At 44.2% G+C, this 21,628-nt stretch carries 19 protein-coding genes; 13 read left to right on the top strand and 6 right to left on the bottom strand.

Annotation, left to right across the window (positions count from 1 at the left end):
• Positions 1–218: 218 nt before the first annotated feature.
• The 4 genes from hisS to IGI88_RS04045 all read left to right on the top strand — a co-directional run bounded on the left by hisS (position 219) and on the right by IGI88_RS04045 (position 6,403).
• Positions 219–1,517: a histidine--tRNA ligase gene (hisS, locus tag IGI88_RS04060; RefSeq protein ID WP_034872142.1), complete on the top strand. Its 1,299-nt coding sequence runs from the start codon at positions 219–221 to the stop codon at positions 1,515–1,517.
• Between the two features lie 11 nt (positions 1,518–1,528).
• Complete coding sequence (gene aspS, locus IGI88_RS04055) at positions 1,529–3,304, top strand: aspartate--tRNA ligase (protein WP_429960233.1); 1,776 nt, start codon at positions 1,529–1,531, stop codon at positions 3,302–3,304.
• A gap of 156 nt (positions 3,305–3,460) precedes the next feature.
• Positions 3,461–4,336: a YitT family protein gene (locus tag IGI88_RS04050; protein WP_005233887.1), complete on the top strand. Its 876-nt coding sequence runs from the start codon at positions 3,461–3,463 to the stop codon at positions 4,334–4,336.
• Between the two features lie 198 nt (positions 4,337–4,534).
• Positions 4,535–6,403 carry an acyltransferase family protein gene (locus IGI88_RS04045; protein WP_429960232.1) on the top strand — a complete coding sequence of 623 codons (1,869 nt, stop codon included), beginning with the start codon at positions 4,535–4,537 and terminating at the stop codon, positions 6,401–6,403.
• Positions 6,404–6,481: 78 nt separating this feature from the next.
• Here the strand turns inward: IGI88_RS04045 and dhaL are convergent, their stop codons facing one another.
• The 4 genes from dhaL to IGI88_RS04025 all read right to left on the bottom strand — a co-directional run bounded on the left by dhaL (position 6,482) and on the right by IGI88_RS04025 (position 11,012).
• Complete coding sequence (dhaL, locus tag IGI88_RS04040) at positions 6,482–7,087, bottom strand: dihydroxyacetone kinase subunit DhaL (RefSeq protein WP_005233893.1); 606 nt, start codon at positions 7,085–7,087, stop codon at positions 6,482–6,484.
• Between the two features lie 14 nt (positions 7,088–7,101).
• The gene (gene dhaK, locus IGI88_RS04035) at positions 7,102–8,085 is read right to left on the bottom strand and encodes a dihydroxyacetone kinase subunit DhaK (RefSeq protein WP_008379550.1); all 984 of its coding nucleotides are present in this window, start codon (positions 8,083–8,085) and stop codon (positions 7,102–7,104) included.
• Positions 8,082–8,486, bottom strand: a complete 405-nt coding sequence (gene dhaM / locus IGI88_RS04030) for a dihydroxyacetone kinase phosphoryl donor subunit DhaM (RefSeq protein ID WP_005228160.1) — start codon at positions 8,484–8,486, stop codon at positions 8,082–8,084. Before dhaM ends, dhaK begins: the two co-directional genes overlap by 4 nt.
• Positions 8,487–8,687: 201 nt before the next feature.
• Positions 8,688–11,012: an HAD-IC family P-type ATPase gene (locus tag IGI88_RS04025; protein ID WP_034872141.1), complete on the bottom strand. Its 2,325-nt coding sequence runs from the start codon at positions 11,010–11,012 to the stop codon at positions 8,688–8,690.
• A gap of 259 nt (positions 11,013–11,271) precedes the next feature.
• Here IGI88_RS04025 and queG point away from each other — a divergent pair, with 259 nt between their 5' ends.
• Positions 11,272–12,447, top strand: a complete 1,176-nt coding sequence (gene queG / locus IGI88_RS04020; protein ID WP_429960231.1) for a tRNA epoxyqueuosine(34) reductase QueG — start codon at positions 11,272–11,274, stop codon at positions 12,445–12,447.
• 38 nt (positions 12,448–12,485) lie between these two features.
• Here queG and IGI88_RS04015 read toward each other — a convergent pair whose 3' ends face one another.
• A complete protein-coding gene (locus IGI88_RS04015; protein WP_008379558.1) occupies positions 12,486–12,842 on the bottom strand; it encodes a hypothetical protein in 357 nt (118 codons plus the stop codon).
• 164 nt (positions 12,843–13,006) lie between these two features.
• Between IGI88_RS04015 and IGI88_RS04010 the strand changes: the two genes are divergently transcribed.
• The 6 genes from IGI88_RS04010 to IGI88_RS03985 all read left to right on the top strand — a co-directional run bounded on the left by IGI88_RS04010 (position 13,007) and on the right by IGI88_RS03985 (position 18,397).
• Positions 13,007–13,882, top strand: coding sequence for an SPFH domain-containing protein (locus tag IGI88_RS04010; RefSeq protein WP_008379560.1), 876 nt, complete (start codon positions 13,007–13,009; stop codon positions 13,880–13,882).
• Between the two features lie 3 nt (positions 13,883–13,885).
• Positions 13,886–14,383 carry an LURP-one-related/scramblase family protein gene (locus IGI88_RS04005; protein ID WP_005233908.1) on the top strand — a complete coding sequence of 166 codons (498 nt, stop codon included), beginning with the start codon at positions 13,886–13,888 and terminating at the stop codon, positions 14,381–14,383.
• 19 nt (positions 14,384–14,402) lie between these two features.
• Entirely contained in the window at positions 14,403–15,275 is an 873-nt protein-coding gene (scrK, locus tag IGI88_RS04000) for a fructokinase ScrK (RefSeq protein ID WP_002347415.1), read from the top strand.
• Between the two features lie 98 nt (positions 15,276–15,373).
• Positions 15,374–16,123: an alpha/beta fold hydrolase gene (locus IGI88_RS03995; protein ID WP_008379569.1), complete on the top strand. Its 750-nt coding sequence runs from the start codon at positions 15,374–15,376 to the stop codon at positions 16,121–16,123.
• A gap of 107 nt (positions 16,124–16,230) precedes the next feature.
• Positions 16,231–17,193: a rhodanese-related sulfurtransferase gene (locus IGI88_RS03990; RefSeq protein ID WP_008379571.1), complete on the top strand. Its 963-nt coding sequence runs from the start codon at positions 16,231–16,233 to the stop codon at positions 17,191–17,193.
• Between the two features lie 265 nt (positions 17,194–17,458).
• Complete coding sequence (locus IGI88_RS03985; RefSeq protein WP_429960230.1) at positions 17,459–18,397, top strand: 2-dehydropantoate 2-reductase; 939 nt, start codon at positions 17,459–17,461, stop codon at positions 18,395–18,397.
• A gap of 111 nt (positions 18,398–18,508) precedes the next feature.
• Here the strand turns inward: IGI88_RS03985 and IGI88_RS03980 are convergent, their stop codons facing one another.
• Entirely contained in the window at positions 18,509–19,297 is a 789-nt protein-coding gene (locus IGI88_RS03980) for a PHP domain-containing protein (RefSeq protein ID WP_016612872.1), read from the bottom strand.
• Between the two features lie 132 nt (positions 19,298–19,429).
• Between IGI88_RS03980 and IGI88_RS03975 the strand changes: the two genes are divergently transcribed.
• Positions 19,430–20,296 (top strand): AraC family transcriptional regulator, encoded by an 867-nt coding sequence (locus IGI88_RS03975; RefSeq protein ID WP_429960229.1) that lies wholly within the window; start codon positions 19,430–19,432, stop codon positions 20,294–20,296.
• 234 nt (positions 20,297–20,530) lie between these two features.
• Positions 20,531–21,604 (top strand): Gfo/Idh/MocA family protein, encoded by a 1,074-nt coding sequence (locus IGI88_RS03970; RefSeq protein WP_005228203.1) that lies wholly within the window; start codon positions 20,531–20,533, stop codon positions 21,602–21,604.
• Positions 21,605–21,628 lie beyond the last annotated feature (24 nt).

Genomic DNA, 21,628 nt, shown 5'->3' with positions numbered 1-21,628 from the left:
GTAGTAACCATACTAGGAATCACTGGGATTGTCTTTTGAAGCAAGACAGAATAGATGATGACCAGCAGCAACCAACCACTAAAAGCGCAATAACCCAAAAGCCAAACACGAGAACAACCCACCCACATCAATGAGCAACAAGCAATAGGTGAATAAGCAAACAAGCAATGAAAGCAAAGAACATGGGCAACCATGAAACAAATAGGAGGATGCATACGATGAGTTACCAACGTCCAAAAGGAACCAACGATATTTTGCCAGGAGAATCCGAAAAATGGCAATTTGTGGAAGAAACAGCACGTTTAGTGTTTCGCGATTACCAATTCAACGAAATTCGGACACCGATTTTTGAGCACTTTGAAGTGATCGCCCGCAGTGTCGGGGACACAACGGATATCGTTTCAAAAGAAATGTATGATTTCTACGATAAAGGAGAGCGTCATGTGACGTTGCGTCCAGAAGGCACCGCACCGATCGCTCGTTCTTATGTCGAAAACAAACTATTCGGACCAGAACATACGAAGCCTTATAAAGTGTTTTACATGGGACCAATGTTCCGTTATGAACGTCCGCAAAAAGGCCGTTTGCGTCAATTCCACCAAATCGGTGTCGAAGTTTTCGGTTCAGCAAATCCAGCGACCGATGTTGAGACAATGGCGATGGCAATGGATTTTTATCGTCAATTAGGACTGAGTCAATTGCGCTTGGTCATCAATTCATTAGGTGACAAAGAGACACGCCAAAACTATCGTCAAGCGTTGATCGATTATCTAGCGCCCCATGAAGCGGAGCTTAGTGAGGATTCAAAACGCCGCTTGCATGAGAATCCTTTGCGGGTCCTTGACAGCAAAGACAAGCGAGACCAAAAATTTGTGGCAGATGCGCCATCGATCTTAGACTACTTAACGCCAGATGCCAAGGCACATTTTGAAACCGTAACGAGTATGCTGGATGCGTTGGAGATCCCTTATGAGGTCGATTCGAATATGGTGCGTGGTCTGGATTATTATACCCACACGATTTTTGAGATCATGAGTGATGCACCAAAAATGGGGGCGCAAGCCACCATCTGTGCCGGCGGTCGTTACAATCATTTAGTGGAAGAGCTAGGTGGACCAGAAACACCTGGTTTTGGTTTTGCTTTGGGGATCGAACGTTTATTGATCACTATGGAAGCCGAAGAAGTTGTGATTCCTGCTTTGAATGAGTTAGATGCGTATGTGGTTGGTCTGGGACAAGAAACCAATTTAGAAGCGCTGAAAGTCGTGCAAGCGATCCGTAATTTCGGCTTTTCTGCCGATCGTGATTTCATGGATCGTAAAGCCAAAGCCCAGTTCAAATCTGCTGATAAACAAGGGGCACGGTTGGTTCTGACTCTAGGCGAAACAGAATTAGCAGAACAAGTGATCAATATCAAATCCATGGCAAGCCGTGAAGAAAAACAATTTCCGTTAGCGGATCTTTATGCCCGCTTCGATGAGATCTACGATGAAATGACAACCAAAATGTTTGAGTGAGGAGAAAAAGAATGACAAAACGTACAGTATATTGCGGGTTAGTAAATGAGACCCATTTAAACCAGACAGTGACACTAAAAGGCTGGGTGCAAAAGCGCCGTGACTTAGGTGGCGTGATTTTTATTGACTTGCGCGACCGGGAAGGGATCGTGCAAATCGTCTTCAATCCTGAGGTTTCGAAAGAAGCCTGGGAAATCGCGGACAAATGCCGCAGCGAATATGTATTAGAAGTAACGGGTCAAGTCATCAATCGTGCACCAGAAGCCATCAATCCGAAAATGGTGACAGGTGCCTATGAAGTGATGATCAGCGAAATCACGATTTTAAACACTGCAAAAACACCAGCCTTTTTGATTGAAGATGATCAAACCGTTGGCGACGAGATTCGCATGAAATACCGTTATTTAGACTTGCGTCGTCCAAAAATGACGAACAACATCGTGATGCGGGCGAAAACGACGCAAGCGATCCGCAATTTCTTAGACACGAACGACTTCTTAGATATCGAAACACCTTATCTAGGAAAATCAACACCAGAGGGCGCGCGGGATTATTTGGTTCCTTCACGGATCTATCCAGGTCATTTCTATGCGTTACCACAATCACCACAAATTTTTAAACAGTTATTGATGGGCGCCGGCTTCGATCGCTACTATCAAATCGTACGTTGCTTCCGTGACGAAGATTTGCGGGGCGACCGTCAACCAGAATTTACCCAAGTCGATATCGAAACCTCTTTCTTGACGGCAGAAGAAATCCAAACCTATACGGAAGAGCTATTGGCAAAAGTGATGCGAGAAGTCAAAGACATCGAAGTTACCTTGCCATTCCCACGGATGACCTATGATGAGGCAATGGGACGCTACGGCAGTGACAAACCAGATACACGGTTTGACATGGAGCTTATCGACTTATCAGAAGTTGTGAAAGACGTTGATTTTAAAGTCTTCCAAATGGCTCTTGAAAAAGGCGGCGTTGTGAAAGTCTTGAACGCCAAAGGGGCTGCAGACAAATACTCAAGAAAAGACATGGACAATCTAGGCCATTACGCTGGCCAATTTGGTGCCAAAGGATTGGCATGGGTCAAAGTTGAAGAAGATGGATTGAAAGGACCGATCGCTAAATTCTTGACGGAAGCAACCGACGCGATTATTGCAGCAGCCAATGCGGAAGTTGGCGATATTCTGATGTTTGGTGCCGATTCCTTTGAGATCGTTTCAGCGACGTTAGGTGCGATCCGTAATAAATTAGGAAAAGAATTAGGCTTGATCGACGAGAGCAAATTCAACTTCCTATGGGTTACTGACTGGCCGCAATTTGAATACGATGAAGAAGCAGGTCGCTATGTTTCTGCTCACCATCCGTTCACATTGCCAAAAGAAAGCGATCTGCCGTTGTTAACGACAGACCCTTCAAAAGTCTATGCGCAAGCCTACGATATCGTGCTAAACGGTTACGAGCTAGGTGGCGGATCATTGCGTATCCATACACGGGAAGTGCAAGAGCAAATGTTTGAAGCGCTAGGCTTCTCACGTCGCGAGATGCAAAATCAATTTGGCTTCTTATTGGATGCTTTGGATTATGGTTTCCCACCACATGGCGGCATCGCCCTTGGGTTAGACCGATTAGTCATGCTCTTGGCTGGTGAAGAAAACATTCGCGAAGTCATTGCCTTCCCTAAAAATGGGAAAGCGGCTGATCCAATGTCACAAGCGCCAAGTACCGTTTCGCCAATGCAACTGTTTGACTTGAGCATTGATGTAACAACGGTTGAAGAAAACGAATAAGCGTTAAACCCATGATGAAATGAGTGATGAAATAGAAATTGGTGAATGAATGAAAAAAGTTCATGAGAATTCACCCATTTCTTTCATTGCTCGTTTCTTTTTTTATGTGCTGAAGTATAATAAAGGCAAATCAAAAAAGTGAGGCTATGAAATGCAATGACTCCTCTGTTTAAATGGCTCCCTCATCCGGAATATGCCAACAAACTTTCATTCTCAATCGTGTACGCACTGCTGGCATCGATTGCGGTCAATTTTTTCTATCAGCCGGGCAATATTTATTCCAGCGGCATTACCGGTGTCGCTCAGATCATTACTACGATCTCAAGAGAATGGATCGGGTTTTATATCCCCTTATCTCTTGCGCTATTATTGTTGAATGTGCCATTATTTTTTCTTGGCTGGTTTAAGATCGGCCACAAATTTACGATCTTTACTGGAATCACTGTTTTATTGACATCCTTATTCGTGCAAATTTTGCCAGAAGAAACCGTCACGACGGACCCGATGATCTGTGCGATTTTCGGTGGTGCTATCAATGGAGTGGGGATCGGCTATGCCTTGAAGAATGGTCTTTCTTCCGGAGGGCTGGATTTTGTCAGCATTGCCATCCGCAAACGGACAGGGAAGACGATCGGCTCGATATCGATTTTCTTTAACATTGTTATTTTGTTTGCCGCCGGGATCTTGTTTGGCTGGCAATATGCGTTGTATAGTGCGATCGCGATTTTTGTCAGTGGAAAAGTGACGGATGCGGTCTTTACGAAACAAAAGAAAATGCAGGTGACGATCATCACTCGCAACCCAGAAGAAGTCATTCAGACGATCCAAAAACATATGCGGCGAGGCATTACCATCATCAATGAAGCCGAAGGAGCTTACAAGCATGACAAACAAACGGTTTTGCTGACGGTAGTCACACGCTTTGAACTGCCGATGCTGCGCAGTGCTATGAAAGAAGCCGATCCAAAAGCCTTTGTTAGTATTGCGGAAAATGTCCAGATTTTGGGGCGGTTTTATGAAGAAGAACTGTAAAAAAGGAGTTGAAAAAAGTATTTCTTTATAGAAGTACTTTTTTTTCGCCAAAAATTAATTTTTTTGAAATATAGCAGATGTTGCTAGCTTTATATGGGGGATTTCTGGTAAATTATGAGAGTATGGAATCAATAGCGTTCATGCTGAAATTGTTTTTTTATGAAACAATTGGATCAATTAGAGAAAAGTGGTTGAAAAATGAATAAACGTTTAAGCACAAGCCGCTATATTACCGGGTTTGACGGCATTCGAACCTTGGCAGTCATCGGCGTTATTTTATATCATTTACTACCTACTCATATGCGAGGCGGGTATTTAGGAGTTCCAGTATTCTTTGTCGTATCAGGTTATTTAATCACTGACTTGCTAAGGCAAGAATGGGATCAAAACGGCAAAATCAAAGTCAAAGATTTTTATATTCGGCGGATGAAACGGCTCTATCCAGGAATGGTGGTGATGCTGCTTATCTCAGCAGCGTATATCACTTTGTTCCAGCGAAACCTGCTGAATAATTTGCGCGGGGTTTTTGTTAGCTCGCTGCTGTATTACAACAACTGGTGGCAGATCAATCATGGGTTATCCTATTTTGATCGGTTCAGCAATGAATCCCCCTTTACCCATCTGTGGTCACTGGCTGTGGAGGGACAGAACTATCTGATTTGGCCTTTAGTGTTTATTTTGTTGATGAAAATCGGCAAGCAGAGGCATCGCGCCTTTAAATTTACTGCCGCAGTCACGATTTTATCGGCAATTCTGTTAGCGGTCCTTTACACACCAGGCGCTGATCCGACACGGGTCTATTATGGAACAGATACGCGGCTCTTTTCGATCTGGATGGGGAGTGCCTTAGCATTCATTTGGCCAAGTACCCACTTGAAGAAAGAGATACCGCAAAAAGCCAAACGGGTCTTAAATATCTCTGGTTTTGCTTCCTTGGCTGGTCTAATCGCAGCGTTCTTTTTTTTAGATGATCATTTGACCTTTGTCTATAATGGCGGCATGTTCTTGATCAGTATCCTATGTACGATTCTTGTGGCAGTCACCGCTCATCCCGGAGCCAGTTTGAATCGTGTATTGAGTAATCCGATTTTCAGTTATATCGGCAAGCGCAGTTATGGGATCTATTTGTATCAATTTCCAGTGATGATTTTTTACGAAGCAAAAGTGGGAAATATCGGTGAGAACGTGCTGATGCACACGTTAGTGGAACTATTCTTGATCTTGTTTATCAGTGAATTGTCCTATCGGTTTATCGAAAACCCAATGCGTAAATTCCAGTACAAAGATACATTCAGAACGGTCCGCGGTTGGTTCAGTAAACCAATTTTTAGTTGGAAAAAACCGTGGTTAGTGCCCAGCTTACTCATTACCCTCGTTGCTTTGTTTGGCGTCGTGACTGCACCGACGAATTATGTCGATGCCCAGCAGCAGCAGTTGAAAGACAACATTGCTGCCAATAAAAAAGCGGCAGAGCAATCGCAAAAGAATGCGAATGCTGAAGGAAATGAAGCGGATGATGAGGCGAACACGAGTGAAGATGAAAAAAATATCATGGAAAAGTATGATTTAACAGCAGCTCAAGTGAAAAAAGCGGAATCTCTTGAAATCACGGCTTTTGGTGATTCTGTGATGCTGGATGCAACGGCTGACTTGAAAGAAGTCTTTACCCAAGCGGTAGTTGATGGGGATGTTGGGCGCCAACTGTATGCGAGCCCTGAATTGATCAAAGACTTGAAAGAAAAAAATCTTTTGCGGGATACCGTCCTTGTGGGGCTAGGGACGAATGGTTCCTTTACAGAAGCCCAATTTGACAGCTTTATGAACGAGATCGGTGATCGCAAAGTCTACTGGATCAATGTACGGGTACCGACACAGCGTTGGCAAAATGAAGTCAATCGGATGTTGGAGCGCATGGCGGAAAAATACGACAATATGACCTTGATCGATTGGTATGATTTGAGTAATGATCAAGAGTCCTGGTTCTATGAAGATCGGGTCCATCCAAATCCAGATGGCATGGATCAATACGTGAAGCTAGTTGCCCAAACGATTTTACAAGATGAATAAACAAGAAAAAGACAAACCTTATGCAATCATAAGGTTTGTCTTTTGTCTTAAACGGTATTTTGTAAGAGCATCGTTTTTTTAATCCTTTTCTATCACCGTTAACAAAGACTCAAATAAAATCGCACTAGAAGCCGATCCGGGATCGATATGACCGATGGCACGTTCACCAACATAAGAGGCACGGCCTTTTTTAGCCACTAGTTCTTTGGTATGCTCTTTCGCTGCTTCGATCGTGTCTTTGGTCAATTCACCTTTTTTCAAGGCTTCTGCGACAGGTTGCCACACATCGACCATCGTTTTGTCTTCAAACTCAGCTTTTCCCCGCATTTTGATGCCGGTCAAGCCTTCTTCAACGATCGTACCTAATTGTTCAAAGGAGTCGATTGTTTCTAGTTCCTTCGTTGCTTTGGTCATATTCATAAACGCCGAACCATAAAGGGGACCCGAAGCTCCGCCGACTTTTGAGATCATTGCCATCGAGAAGACTTTAAAGGTATCACTGATCGTCGTTGGCTGTTGTTTGGCATAAGCTTCTTGATAAGCGGCTACGCCGCGTGCCATATTGTTGCCATGGTCACCGTCGCCGATCGGTGTATCTAAATCGCTTAAATAGGCCTTGTTTGCTTCGATTTCTTTCGTGAAGGTATCTAACCATGCTTGCACCGTTTCTGTTGTCAATTGCATCTCTATTCGCTCCTTTACCAGGCTATTGTTGTGACGGCTTCATTTAACGCATCGGTGTGATCCGTTTCGCTGAAGTCGATCAAGGTCAGTGAAAGTCCCTGCATATCGATGGAAGTCATGAAATTGCCGACTTTATGGAAGGAGACAGGGATGTCTTTTTCTGCGAGTAATTTCGCGACATCATTGGCAAAAACGAATAACTCCATTTGCGGCGTACCACCCATACCGTTGATCAAGACACCGACTTTTTCTGGGGTCTTTTCATAATCCGCCAAGATTTTTTCCACCAACTCTTTTGCTAGTTCACGTGAGGGTTTCAGTTTTTCTCGACGGTAACCAGGTTCGCCGTGGATACCCACGCCATACTCGATCTCATCATCGGCTAAGTCAAAACCTGGTTTCCCAACTTCAGGAACTGTTGCCGCTTTTAATGCGACCCCAATGGTTTTGATCGATGCAACCAAGGCATCGCCCAGTGTTTTTAATTCACTTAAGCTGGCACCATTACGAGCAGCTGCGCCTAAAATCTTGTGGACTAAGACCGTACCGGCAACTCCTCGTTTCCCAGCAGTATAGGTGCTATTTTCAACAGCGATATCATCATCAACGACCACGATCTCCGTTGTGATCTCTTCCATTTCTGCCATATCTTTGGCCATCTCAAAGTTCAAGATATCGCCAGTATAGTTTTTGACGATCAACAAGACGCCTTGTCCTTGATCAGAATCTTGGATAGCCGTCAAAATCTGGTCGGGGGTAGGGGAGGTGAAGACATCGCCTAAAACGGCGGCGCTAAGCATCCCATCACCGACAAAGCCAGCATGGGCCGGCTCATGTCCGCTCCCACCGCCAGAAACAAGACCGACTTGTTCTTTTTGATTATTCTTAGCGATCACCCGTGAGTCGGCGACTTGATGGACCAGTTCAGGATAACTGCCTACGATACCAGCCAACATTTCTTCTACGATCATTGAGGGATCATTAATGATTTTTTTCATGCTTCATGCCATCCTTTCTCGGCTGCTTTTTTTGCTTCTGCAACGATTTGCGCCAAATCATCACTAAAACCAGCGGTGATTGCTGCAGCAAAGGCACCTTCCACCAGCGGCGCGTCGATCAGGTGATAGCGTTCTTGTTGCTGAGGTTCCAGCATGTCGTAAGCAAGTTCGGCATTCAAAACGGCACTGCCTAGATCGGCAAAGACTAAGATCAGTTCAGCATCTGCGGATTCGTTGACGGCATCCACGATTTTCGTGGCGTCAGAACCCAGCTCTCCTTCTGCTGTCCCGCCTAAAGAATAGATCGTGACTGACTCGCCATCAGCCATTTCTTCGATCATCTGTTTTAATCCTTCGGTGAGTTGCTGACTGTGAGAAACGAGTAAAATACTTTTTTTCATCCAATTTCACCAACACTTTCTGATTAAATTTGGCTGTTCAACAAGATGGCTTTTGGTAAAATGATAGCTTTCCTGTTGAAACCGCCTACAGGTTCAGTATACCAAATTTCTTTCTTCTTGTATGGTTGCACCTATGGAGAGGACAAAAAAACAGCATCGTCTTTCTGGACAAAGCAAGAAAGAGCGATGCTGCAAAATCAATTAGGATTGTTTAACGAGCACTTTGGCTGAAAAGCGCTTCGTTAGGAAAGAAAGCCCCACGTACAGGCAGATGTTCAATGCCATCATGCCAAGGAAGTAAGGCAATGTTACGGCGGTCAAGAAACCGACTTCCAGCAATCCGTGGAAAAGCATTGCTGCGACATAGATCCCCACGGTAGTGGTAATCGCTAAGAACAATCGCAATGGATTTAATGGCAAGCAAGCGCGAATCACAGCGATACAGCTGATCCCGATCAACAAATAGTACAACAAGGTCGTCGTATCAAATTGCGACCAACCGTAGTCGGTTTGTAAAAAGCGGATCGCAAAGTAATTGACTAACACCAACAAGGCATTTGGCAACGCATTGAGCAAGACTGTCGGCAAGTAACGACCTTTGATCGGTGCTTTGTTTTCTTCAAAGGAAAGGAAGAAAGATGGATAACCTTCAATTGCTAAGTCGATCAATGTGATTTGGATCGGCAAGAACGGAAAGGCGCTGGATGTCAGGATACAAACCAAAGAGAGCAAGAAGCTGTAAATCGTCTTGATAAAGAAGATTCCCGACGCTTTGGTCACGTTATTGACGACGCGGCGTCCTTCAAATAAAACATCTGGCAACGTAGTAAAGTCAGAATCCAATAAGACAAAGTTAGCGATTTGACGAGCCGCACTGTCGCCAGCAGCCATTGCAATGCTGACGTCGGCTTCCCGTAGTGCCAACACATCGTTGACGCCATCACCCGTCATGGCAACGGTCCGTTGATTGGCTTTTAATTCTTGAACGAGTAGTTTCTTTTGTTCAGGAGTCACACGACCAAAGACCGTATAGCGTGTCGCAGCTTCTCGGACTTCTGCTTCGGTCGTTAAGGTAGAAAGATCGATGGCTTGATCGGCATTCGCTAGGCCTGCACGATGGGCGATCGCTGCGACTGCTATTGGATTATCGCCAGAGATCACTTTTAGATCGATGCCTTGATCCGCTAAGTAAGCCAAGGTTTCTTCTGCGTTTTGGCGGATGATATCGGATAAAATCAAGACAGCCACCGCTTGTGCGTTGGTTGGGTCAAAGGATGTCGGCGTTTTTGGATCAGTTTCTACGGCTAAAATCAACACCCGTAGACCAGCTTCTTGCGCTTCTATGACTTGCGGCAAGGCAGCAGAGCCGGCGACTTTTTCAGGTGCACCAAGATAGACATTTCCTAGATGTTCAAAAGCCACAGCACCCCATTTGCGCTGTGAAGAAAAGGCAGCGACGTCGATCGGCTGATGATCCGTTAGCTCAGGACAGCCTTGACGCAATGCTTGCATCGTCAAATTGTTATCCGTACTGGCTGCCAAATAATTCCCTAAGAGCATGTTAGGGTCGCTGTCGGCTTGGAGAGGAACGATCGATTCGAGAACCATATGGCCTTCCGTCAACGTCCCCGTCTTATCCAGACAAAGGGTATCGACATGCGCTAAGGTTTCAACGGCATACATGTCTTGGACCAAAATCCGTTTTTTTGCCAATTTAATGACACCTGTCGTCAAGGCGATACTGATCAGCAGGACAAGTCCTTTTGGTAACATTCCTAATAAGGCAGCGGCAGAAACGACGACGGATTCCTTGATCCCAGCATCTCGCATCATAAAGGCTTGGAAGAACAAAATCACCCCTAAAGGAACGATTACATAGCTGGTGAATTTGGATACACTACGGATCGAAGCAAGCAGCTCAGAGCGGATCGGTTTGTGGACCTTCGCCTCATTGCTTAGTTTTGCTGCATAGTTTTCTGCACCGACATGAAGGACTGTTCCTGTCACTTCACCGCTGACGATGAAACTTCCTGAGAGTAAGGAAGCACCTGCTTCTTTGACAACCAGATCGGCTTCACCAGTCAGCATCGCTTCATTGACTTCGACTAGTCCAGAAAGCACCGTCATATCAGCGGGGATTTGGTCCCCAGCACCAAGAATAACTACGTCCTCTAAGACCAATTCTTTGGCTGAAATCTCATGGATTTGGGCATCTCGAATCACTCGTACCGTTTGCGGTGAAACAAGTGAGAGTTTTTTTACTAAATTACGCGCGTGCAATTCTTGGCTGATCCCAATGGTGATATTCACAAAAATAATCGCTAAGTAGAACATGTTGGAATAGGCGCCTACGGCAAATAAAAAAACGCCAATCAATAGATTGAGAAAATTGAATAATGTCAGTAAATTGTCTTTGATGATCGCAGCAGTTGATTTACTGGTTTTTGTTTCATAATCATTGTGCAACCCCTCTTGGGTTTTCTTGGCGACTTCTGCTGCAGTCAAGCCGGTGGGTAATTGAGTCATAAGCATCTCCATTTCATTTGTTCATTTCTTTCTAATTCCTTTATCTAGTCTAGCATTCGAAAAAGGCAATGCAATCGTTGCGAGGAAAATAACGATAAAATTAATTAAAATCTTAAACAATCAACACGTGTTCTTTTAAAGAAAGAAAAAAACGGGGGGAACAAACCGCACCATCGACTTTTTTCAGGTGCTTACGTATAATAGGGGAAGAGAAAAAGCCGAGAAGCAGATGCTTAGCGGACAAAAGAGGGTAGCGTGCATGTCTTTAAAAGAAAAAATTATTGCAGAAAGCAAGCGGCTTGGCATCGACAAGATCGGGTTTGCTTCAGCGGAGCCGTTTTTGGCATTGGAGCCTTCCTTGCGGGAACAAAAAGCCAAAGGTCATACGTCTGGTTTTGAGCATCCCGTGATCGAAGAGCGTATCTATCCTGAACGGACATTTGAAAATCCGCAAACGATCATTGCGATCGCTTTAGCTTATCCGACAAAAATCAAAGAGAAAGTCCCGCGGGATGAAAAACGCGGCATGTTTGCCCGTGCCTCGTGGGGCATCGATTACCATGATATTTTGCGAGAACGATTGGATCGCTTGATCGCCTTTATCAAAGAACAAGCGCAAACGATGGAAGAACAAGTCGAATGGCGTTTCGCACCGCAAGTCGATACAGGGGAATTGGTGGATGTGGCGGCAGCGCAGCGGGCGGGTCTTGGCTTTATCGGTCGTAATGGCTTGCTGATTACGGAAGAATTTGGTTCGTTTGTTTATCTAGGGGAGATCGTCACTAATATCTCTCTTGAACCAGATGAAGAAGTCCCGTTTGGTTGTGGGGATTGCATGCGTTGTGTGACAGCTTGCCCCACCAAAGCGTTATTAGGCGATGGCCGAATGAATGCCCAGCGCTGTTTGTCTTATCAAACCCAGACGAAGGGCATGATGCCAGAAGAGTACCGCAAAAAGATGCATAACGTGATTTACGGTTGCGATATTTGTCAGCTGGTCTGCCCTTATAATCGGGGGAAGGACTTCCATTTTCATCAAGAGATGGAGCCTGAAGTCGATACTGTTTATCCAAAACTGCAACCGATGCTGTCTTTATCAAACAAAGCCTTCAAAGCACAATTTGGCCATCTATCTGGCTCTTGGCGGGGGAAAAAACCGCTGCAGCGTAATGCCATCATCGCCTTAGCCAATGTGGGAGACCGCAGTGCCTTGCCAGCGATTTGGCGCTGTGCGACAGAAGACGTGCGCCCAGTGATTCGAGGAACGGCTTATTGGGCCATTGGCCAGTTGGGCGTCAAAGAACCAGAAATGTGTTTAGAGCGACTGCAACGGTGTGCAGAGTTAGAACCCGAAGAAGAGGCGCTACAAGAATTGCAGCCTGCCATCGAACGATTGCAAGCAGTCATTACCAAAAAGCAGGAAAAAGAGCTATAAAAAAGCAAAACGAGCCCGGGGCCGTTTTGCTTTTTTGTTTAATCTAGTACGTCATCACTTTCGACGATTTCTTCTGAATCCAGTTCAAAATCAGGTGCTGGATGCACACGTTCAGGCAGTTCCATTTCTAACTCGCCGTCTTCTGTATACTGATTGTCGGTATCGGCAACGTCAATTAAAATTTCTTCAGGAAGCTCTTGTTCTAGACGATAGCCTTCTGCATGACGCGCATCGAGTAATTCCAAAAGATGTTGCCACTCGTCTTTCGAGATCACTACAACGTCAATGCCGTCTTTGTTTTGTACCTCCACAACAGAGGAAAGATCGGTGCCGACCGTTTTAATGATCGATTCCAACGACCATTTACTCGTTTCTAAGTCAATTTTTTGTGCCATAAGAATTACTCCTTTTTGTGAAAAATTTTGTCCTACCTTAATTGTAACGGGAAAGTTGCAGAAAACAAAATAGCTTGATTGGGAATCGTCGCTGATATGCGCAAGAACATTTGCACAGCGGCTTTAACCAAGGTAAGATAAGAGCAAGAAGGGAAGGAATAAAAATGACAGAAAAACAGACATTTCATGTGAATGGGTATTTAGCACTGGTTGTGCTAATCGGGTTATTAGTTGGCGGCGGTTATTTGTTTTATCATGGGTTCGTAAATGAGAGCGTTCTCGAAATCGTTCTCAGTATTCTTTTATGGATCGTTTCGTTTCTTTTCCTTAGTTCGTTAACGATCGTACAACCCAACCAAGCCAAAGCGATCCTCTTTTTTGGGCAATATCTAGGAACCATTAAAGACAACGGCTTGTTTGTGACAACCCCATTAACCCAAAAAATCAATGTTTCATTGAAAGTCCGCAACTTTAACAGTTCGCTATTGAAGGTCAATGATTCAGACGGAAACCCGATCGAGATCTCGGCAGTGGTGGTATTTAAAGTTGTAGATACCGCTAAAGCATTGTTTGATGTCGATTATTACCAAGACTTCATTGAGATCCAAAGTGAAACAGCGATTCGTCATATTGCGACGCAATACCCTTATGACACGTTCAATGACGATGATCTGACGTTGCGAGGCAATACAAGTGAAGTCTCGGAGGAGCTGGCAAAAGAATTGCAGGAACGATTAGCTGTTGCTGGGGTCGAAGTCATAGAGACCCGCTTAAATCACCTCGCGTATGCGACTGAGATCGCTAGTGCGATGCTGCAGCGCCAACAAGCTAAAGCAATTTTATCAGCACGGCAAATCATTGTTGAAGGGGCCGTCTCCATGACACAAATGGCGTTAGAACAAATCGAAGACGGACAGGACATCAATTTCACAGACGACCGCAAAGTCCAACTGATCAATAATTTATTGGTGTCGATCATTACCGATAAAGGCACTCAGCCGGTGATCAATACGGGCGATGTCAAAGAGAAAGGAGTGTAGCATTTGAAGAAACTTTACATCAAACAGAAGGTTTTCAGCATCGGCGAAAAATTTACCGTGACCGATGACTTACAAAACCCTCGCTATTATGTCGAAGGCAGTTTTTTTAAGATCCCGAAAAGTTTTACGATCTTCAATGAGCAGCAGCGACCGATCGCGGAGATCACCAAAAAAGTGTTCAGTTTATTACCGAAATTTTTTGTGGAAGTCCACGGCCAAGAAGCGATCGTTTTAGAAAAACATTTCACATTTTTTAAAGCCCGCTATTCCATCAGTGCAGAAGGCATCGATGTGGATGGCAATTGGTGGGATATGGATTTTGTGGTCAACCGCAACGGCAAGCGGATCGCAGAGATCCACAAAAAATGGATCTCTTGGGGCGATACCTATGAAGTTGTGATCTATGAAGAAGATCTAGATGACCTGATCATTGCATTAGTGGTAGCCATCGATCGCGTCAAAGCAGATGATGCCGCAGCATCAAGTTCAGCAAGTAGTTAGAAAAAAAGGAGCGATTTGCATGTTATACGGTTCGATTGAAGCAGGCGGCACAAAATTTGTGTGTGCCATTGGCGATGAAGAAATGACGATCAAGGAAAGAGTGAGCTTTCCGACAACGACACCTGAGGAAACAATGCCTTTAGTCATTGATTTCTTCAAACAATACCAAGCAGATTTAGCAGGGATTGGGATTGGCTCATTTGGGCCCATCGATATCCATCGCGATTCTGCCACTTATGGGTACATTACCTCAACCCCGAAATTGGCATGGCAAAATTTTGATTTCATCGGTACCATGAAAAAAGAATTTCCGATCCCGATTTCTTGGACAACAGATGTCAATGCGGCTGCCTATGGTGAGTATGTCTTCGGCAGTGGCAAAGGATTGAGTAGTGTCGTTTACTACACGATCGGTACAGGTGTTGGCGGAGGTGCCTTACAAGAAGGGCGCTTTATCGAAGGATTTAGTCATCCAGAAATGGGGCATATGCTGGTCGTCCCTCATCCAAAAGATGACTTTGCTGGCAGCTGTCCATTTCATGGCAACTGTTTAGAAGGGATGGCCGCTGGACCAGCCATCGAAAAACGCTTAGGGAAAAAAGGACAAGAGGTTGCAGAAGATGATCCTTATTGGGAGATCGAAGCCTCCTATATTGCTCAATGTGCCTACAATACAACCTTGATGTTTTCTCCAGATGTGATCATTTTTGGCGGTGGAGTGATGAAACAGCGCCATATGCTGCAAAACGTCCACGACGCATTTGCAAAATTGGTCAATGGGTATGTCGAAACGCCTGAGTTAAGCAAATATATCGTGACCCCAGCATTGGAAGACAACGCTGGAACCCTCGGTTGTTTGGCATTGGCTCGAGAAGCGGTCTTACATTCATAAATAAAAAAAGATCATACTCTTTGGGTATGGTCTTTTTTTGCAGCGTATCAGTGGCGCTTTTGGCGACTTTTTGTATACTTAAGCTGAGGTGGAAAAGAATGAAATTAGCTGTTCGAAAAAGAAAAATCGGGAATATTCCGGTCTTAGAAGTCGTACCAGAAGAAATGATTTATGAGCCGCTGCCATTGATTATTTACTATCATGGCTGGCAGACGAGTAAAGAATTAGTGTTGACACAAGGCAGAAAGTTGGCTAGAGAAGGTTTTCGGGTGGTCTTGCCAGATGCAGCCAATCATGGGGAGCGCAAGACCCAGCTATCGGAGATTCCTTCTTTAACTTTTTGGCAAAGTATCCAAACCAATCTATTTGAGTTTTCTTACTTAGTCGATTTTTTTGAAAACCTTGGTTTGGTCAACGGTCAGATCGCAGTTGGCGGTGTCTCCATGGGAGGGATGACCACGTGTGGTTTATTATGCCAGCATCCAGAAATCACAGCGGCAGCTTGTATCATGGGTTCTCCTTCCATGTTGAAATACCGTGACCGCATCCAAATGCACGCCGGCGCTGCTGGGTTCTTTGTACCCGAGGATTATGGTCAGCTTTTAAGCTGGATGGATGCTTACGATCTGTCTTCTCAACCAGAGAAATTAGGACAGCGTCCTCTTTTGTTTTGGCATGGTACCCAAGACGAGAAAATTCCTTATGCTGATGTGGAAGCCTTTGTGGCAGAAAATCCAGAAGCAAATCTGCAGTTTATCTCGCGAGAAGAACGCCATCTGGTGCGTGGAGAAACGATGGATCAAGTCACAGCTTTTTTCGTGGCAGAGCTCAATAAAACCAATCCATGACACTGTTTGCTCAAAGAAAAAGATTGTGTGAAAAGGTACAAGCATAAAACTCGTTTTTTGTCACTCGATAACCTATACTGTAGGGTGCAAAAAAAGGAGGAATTGGTTTGACATACCGCGTTTTATTATTTTATAAATATACAACAATTGAAGATCCGGAAAGCTTCGCCAAGGAGCATTTAGCATTTGGAAAAGAAATTGGCATCAAGGGCCGTATTTTAGTAGCCAATGAAGGGATCAATGGCACGCTTTCTGGAACGGTTGAAGCGACGGATCGCTATATGGAAAAAATGGAAGCTGATCCCCGTTTTAAAGGGATTTTTTATAAAATCGATGAAGTAGAAGAACATGCGTTTAAAAAGCTATTCGTTCGTCCGCGCAAAGAATTGGTTTCATTGAACCTGGAAGATGACATCGATCCATTAGAAATGACTGGAAAATATTTAGATCCTAAAGCGTTCAAAGAAGCTTTGTTAGATGAAGATACCGTGGTGATCGATGCCCGTAACGATTATGAATATGACTTAGGCCATTTCCGGGGAGCCGTTCGTCCTGATATCCGCAGCTTCCGTGAGTTGCCGCAATGGATCATCGATAATAAAGAAAAATTTATGGATAAAAAAGTCGTTACTTATTGTACTGGTGGTATCCGTTGTGAAAAATTCTCAGGCTGGTTGCTGCGAGAAGGCTTTGATGATGTGGCCCAACTTCATGGTGGTATCTTTGCTTATGGGAATGACCCAGAAGTTCAAGGCGAGCTTTGGGATGGCAAAATGTACGTCTTTGATGAACGCATTAGTGTGGAAATCAATCATGTGGATAAAAAAGTTATCGGTCGCGACTGGTTTGATGGCACACCTTGCGAGCGCTATGTAAACTGTGCCAACCCAGAATGCAATCGCCAATTTTTGACTTCTGAAGAAAATCAAGCTGCCCATTTAGGTGCCTGTAGCTATGATTGTGCCATCCACGAACACAACCGTTACGTGGAACAACATGGGATCACAGAAGCGGAAAAAGCTGAACGGCTAAAAAACTTTGCAACAAACAATGAAACAGTCACTGCCTAAAACGACAACTGTTTCACAGGAAATAATTGAATAGAAGGGTCGCACGTGAGTCCGAAAACTGGTTTAGCTCAGTCAAGTTTTCAATCTTCCGTGCGACTTTTTGAATGGACAAAATTGGAAACGACCGTTTTTTAATTATCTGAAAAATCTAACTATTCCAATTGTTCTTTTTTCTTTCCTATCGAGAAAAAACGCAAGGCTCTCGCATATTTCACGATTTTAGAGTAAACTATACCTAATTGTGGAAGAGGAAAGAGGAATTCAGATGAAAATTGTTATTGCTGGTGCAGGTGCTATGGGCAGCCGTTTTGCTATTATGCTAAAAAGAGGCGGAAATGACGTCACGTTGATCGACGGCTGGTCGGCGCATATCGAAGCGATCCGTGAACACGGATTACGAGCGAACTTAAACGGTGAAGAGATCGCAGTCCCTTTTTCGATCTATTCGCAAAATGAGATCCCAACGACTGTACAAGCAGACTTGATCCTGGTCTTTACTAAAGCGATGCAACTGGATCAAATGATGCAAACGATCAAACCGATGATCGGAGAGCAAACGAAAGTCTTATGCTTATTAAACGGGATCGGTCATGAGGACACGATTGAAAAATATGTCAGCACGGATAAAATCTTTTTAGGAAATACCATTTGGACGGCGGACTTGATTGGTCCTGGTAATGTTCGCTTGTTTGGGGATGGTTCTGTAGAACTGCAAAATATCGAACCGGGCAAAGAAGAAGATGCCCGTCAATTAGCGGTAGTCTTGGCTGATGCTGGGTTAAATGCGTCTTATTCTGAGAACATTCGCTACTCCATCTATCGCAAAGCCTGTGTCAACGGCACACTAAATGGTTTGTGTTCGATTTTAAATGTGAATATTGCCCAATTCGGACAAACCTCAACGGCGCGTGCGATGGTCCAAACGATTGTGGAAGAATTTGCGGCAGTTGCTACCCATGAATCTGTTGAACTGGATGTATCCGAAGTAGTCCACCATATTGAGGAAACCTATGATCCAGAAGGCATCGGAATGCACTATCCATCCATGTATCAAGATTTGATCAATAATCATCGCAAAACCGAGATCGATTATATCAATGGCGCAATCTCACGAAAAGGCCGCAAGTACCAAGTGCCAACGCCTTATTGTGACTTTTTGACTCAAATGATCCATGCCAAGGAAGATATTTTAGCAGCAGAATAACCTAAGTAAATATGGTCTTAAAATGAAAAAACGGCGTATCCTTTTAAGGTTCGCCGTTTTTTTGTCCATTTATTGAAAATGTGTTGTTGTAGAGTGCATTCAAAGGTGACGCTATTGAGCAGGTAGATCCGCCATAAACCGTTCACTACCTTGAAATACCGCTAATTGATTGACACCAAAGGAACGCAGCAGATCGCTCATCGCTGCAAAATCTAACCGATAATCACTGGCTTTATGGGCATCAGAGCCGAGGGTGAACAATTTACCCCCGACACTTTGATACAGCGGGATAGCATATTGGTAAAGGTGGGCATTTTGATAGGGGCCAAAGCTCTTAGCGTTGATTTCCATCGCTAAGTCACGGGCAACGATTTTTTTGAAGATCGTCGTTAACTCTGTTTCAAAATGGGCGGCCAATTCCTCAGCTGTAAATTGGAAACGACGCAAGCCATAATCAAAGTGGGTCACGATATGCCCGTCTGGAAACGAGTCCAACACGTGGGCCATTTGGTCAAAGTATTGTTTGGCGACTGCAAATTTGTCCTTCGTCAACACGGCATCGTCCATATAATCAAAGGTACCGTTTTGATGGATACTGATCAATTTCAAGTCATAAGGATGGCTTTCAAGATAGCGCAAGATTTCTTGTTCTTGACCAGGCACGACACCAATCTCGATGCCTTTTAAGAGTTTCGTCGCTGTGGTCTCTTGCAGCTTCTGGTGGGTTTTTACTAGTAATTCATAGTCAGGAATATCATCACGGAATCCCGAATAGGGGTTCTTCAAATCGAAATGATCTGTCGCAACGAAGTAGGCAGGCTGGTAAGCTAGATAATTCTCAAACTGTTCATCTGAATCAAAAGACAAAAATGTATGCAGATGTTGATCATAATAATTCATAAACAAGACTCCTTTTCTTGAATACGATACCACAAAAAAGCAGAAGAAACTATGATTGGCTGAGAAAAGGTTTTCTCTTAGGCAATTTTTCGCTTATAATAAATAAGAATAGAGCGAAGGAGTCGGTCAGCCATGAGTATGTATCTTGAAATTCCTGAATTTGAAAGTGAATTTCGTTTTCGAACGTTTCTAAATGATGGGTTGACCATCGTTTACCCCCATGTCCATAAAGAAATCGAGATCATTTACGCTAAGCGCGGCACGGTCAATATTGGTGTTGACGATACGATCATTGAGTTGGAGGAAGGGGATCTGTATCTTTTTTCCAGCGGGCAACCCCACTATTTTCTAGCATCGCCTGAGAGTGAACGCTATGTCTATCAATTTGATATGAAGCTTTTTGAAGAGCCGTTGCTTCGAGAAAATAAAGTATCCTTGATGACACTCTTTGAAGAAGGGGAGCCCCACAGCAAAAATTGGCCAACGAGTTTTACGGAAAAAATAACAGGTCTCTTGATCGAGTTGTATCAGTTGGAAGAGGAGAATGTTGTTGGGAAGCGTTATTTGACTCTCGGGCTGCTTTACCAGTTGATCGGGGAGTGCTATCAAAGCTTGCCAAAGCGAAAACGAGCCGTCAATCCACTAAAACGAACGGCCGCACAATACAAAGAAACCTTGCAGCGTCTGAATGATGTCTTTGAGTACATCGAATCCCATTACCAAGAAGTCTTGACGATGGAGGACACCGCAAGACATGTAGGGTTTAGTCCTCATTATTTCACGCGTTTCTTTAAAACCAATACTGGCAAGACCTTCATGCAGTTTTTGACGGAATACCGTATCAATCAAGCCAAATTTATCTTGGCAAATGAAAAGATCCCGATGGCAGAAGTCGCTGAAAAAGCTGGCTTTGCCAGTGTCAAAACATTTCATCATGTCTTTAAGGAAGCCGTTGGTCAATCACCGTTGCAGTACCAGAAACAATTGAATCAAAATTGATAGAAACAGCCGATGAGTCTGTGCTTGTCGACTGTTTTTTTGTCAATTTGGCACTATTTTTTTCTCGATAGTGTTTTTTTAAGCGCTTTGCATAAATTGTGGAGTGGTTCTTTTTGTTAAAGTTTCATAAGATAATTTTCGGGAATTTTTTCAATGGAAACTGGGAAGAACTGCTTTCGATGTTTCGCTATAATGAGGGGGTAGAAAATAATAAGCGTTTTCAGGAGGAAAGATATGACAGTTAAAGTTGGAATCATTGGGTGCGGTGGGATCGCAAACGGCAAGCACATGCCTGCCTTGTCTCAAGTAGAAGAAGTAGAAATGGTTGCCTTTTGTGATCTGCTGGTTGAACGTGCAGTTGAAGCGAAATCAGCATTTGGGACCGAAGATGCTCAAGTATTCAGCGATTATCAAGAAATGTTGGCACAAGCTGATCTAGATGTGATCCATGTGTGTACACCAAACGCCTCACATGCTGAGTTGACGATTGCTGCACTAGAAGCGGATTGTCATGTCATGTGTGAAAAACCAATGGCAAAAACAGCGGCAGAAGCCAAAGCAATGATCGAAGCAGCCAACCGAACAGGAAAAAAACTCACGATCGGCTACCAAAACCGTTTTAGAAAAGATTCTCGTTATCTTCATGAAGTGTGCGCCGAAGGACAATTAGGAAACATTTATTTTGGGAAAGCTCATGCGATCCGTCGTCGGGCTGTGCCAACTTGGGGTGTTTTCCTTGATGAAGAGGCGCAAGGCGGCGGTCCGTTGATCGATATCGGTACCCACGCATTGGATCTGACCTTATGGATGATGAACAATTACAAACCAAAATTTGTTGTCGGAAAAGCGTATCATGAGTTGTCGCAAACCAAAAATGCCGCAAATGCTTGGGGCCCTTGGGACCCAGAGAAATTCTCAGTAGAAGATTCGGCCTTTGGTTTTGTGGTCATGGAAGATGGCGCAACGATTTTCTTAGAAGCCAGCTGGGCGCTCAACAGCTTGGATGTGAAAGAGGCCAAAACGACACTGATGGGTAGCAAAGCCGGTGCGGATATGAACAACGGTTTGACCATCAATGGGGAAGACCACAGCTTGCTGTATGAAAAAAATATCGAACTTGAAACAGGCGGCGTTGATTTTTATGAAGGAAACGGGGAGACGCCAGAAATTTTAGAAGCACAATCGTGGATCCATGCGATCATCAACGATACCGAACCAGTGGTCAAACCTGAAGAAGCAATGGTCGTGACGGAGATTCTAGAAGCGATCTACAAATCATCGCAAACCGGTGAGCCAGTCTACCTATAAGAACTGCTGGAAGAAAAGGAGCGA

This window comes from Enterococcus sp. AZ179, from assembly GCF_050498885.1.
GTDB classification, from domain to species: Bacteria; Bacillota; Bacilli; order Lactobacillales; family Enterococcaceae; genus Enterococcus_D; species Enterococcus_D entomosocium.
Note: the sequence above shows the minus strand (reverse complement) of the source record. Positions and strands in the feature narration are given on the sequence as shown.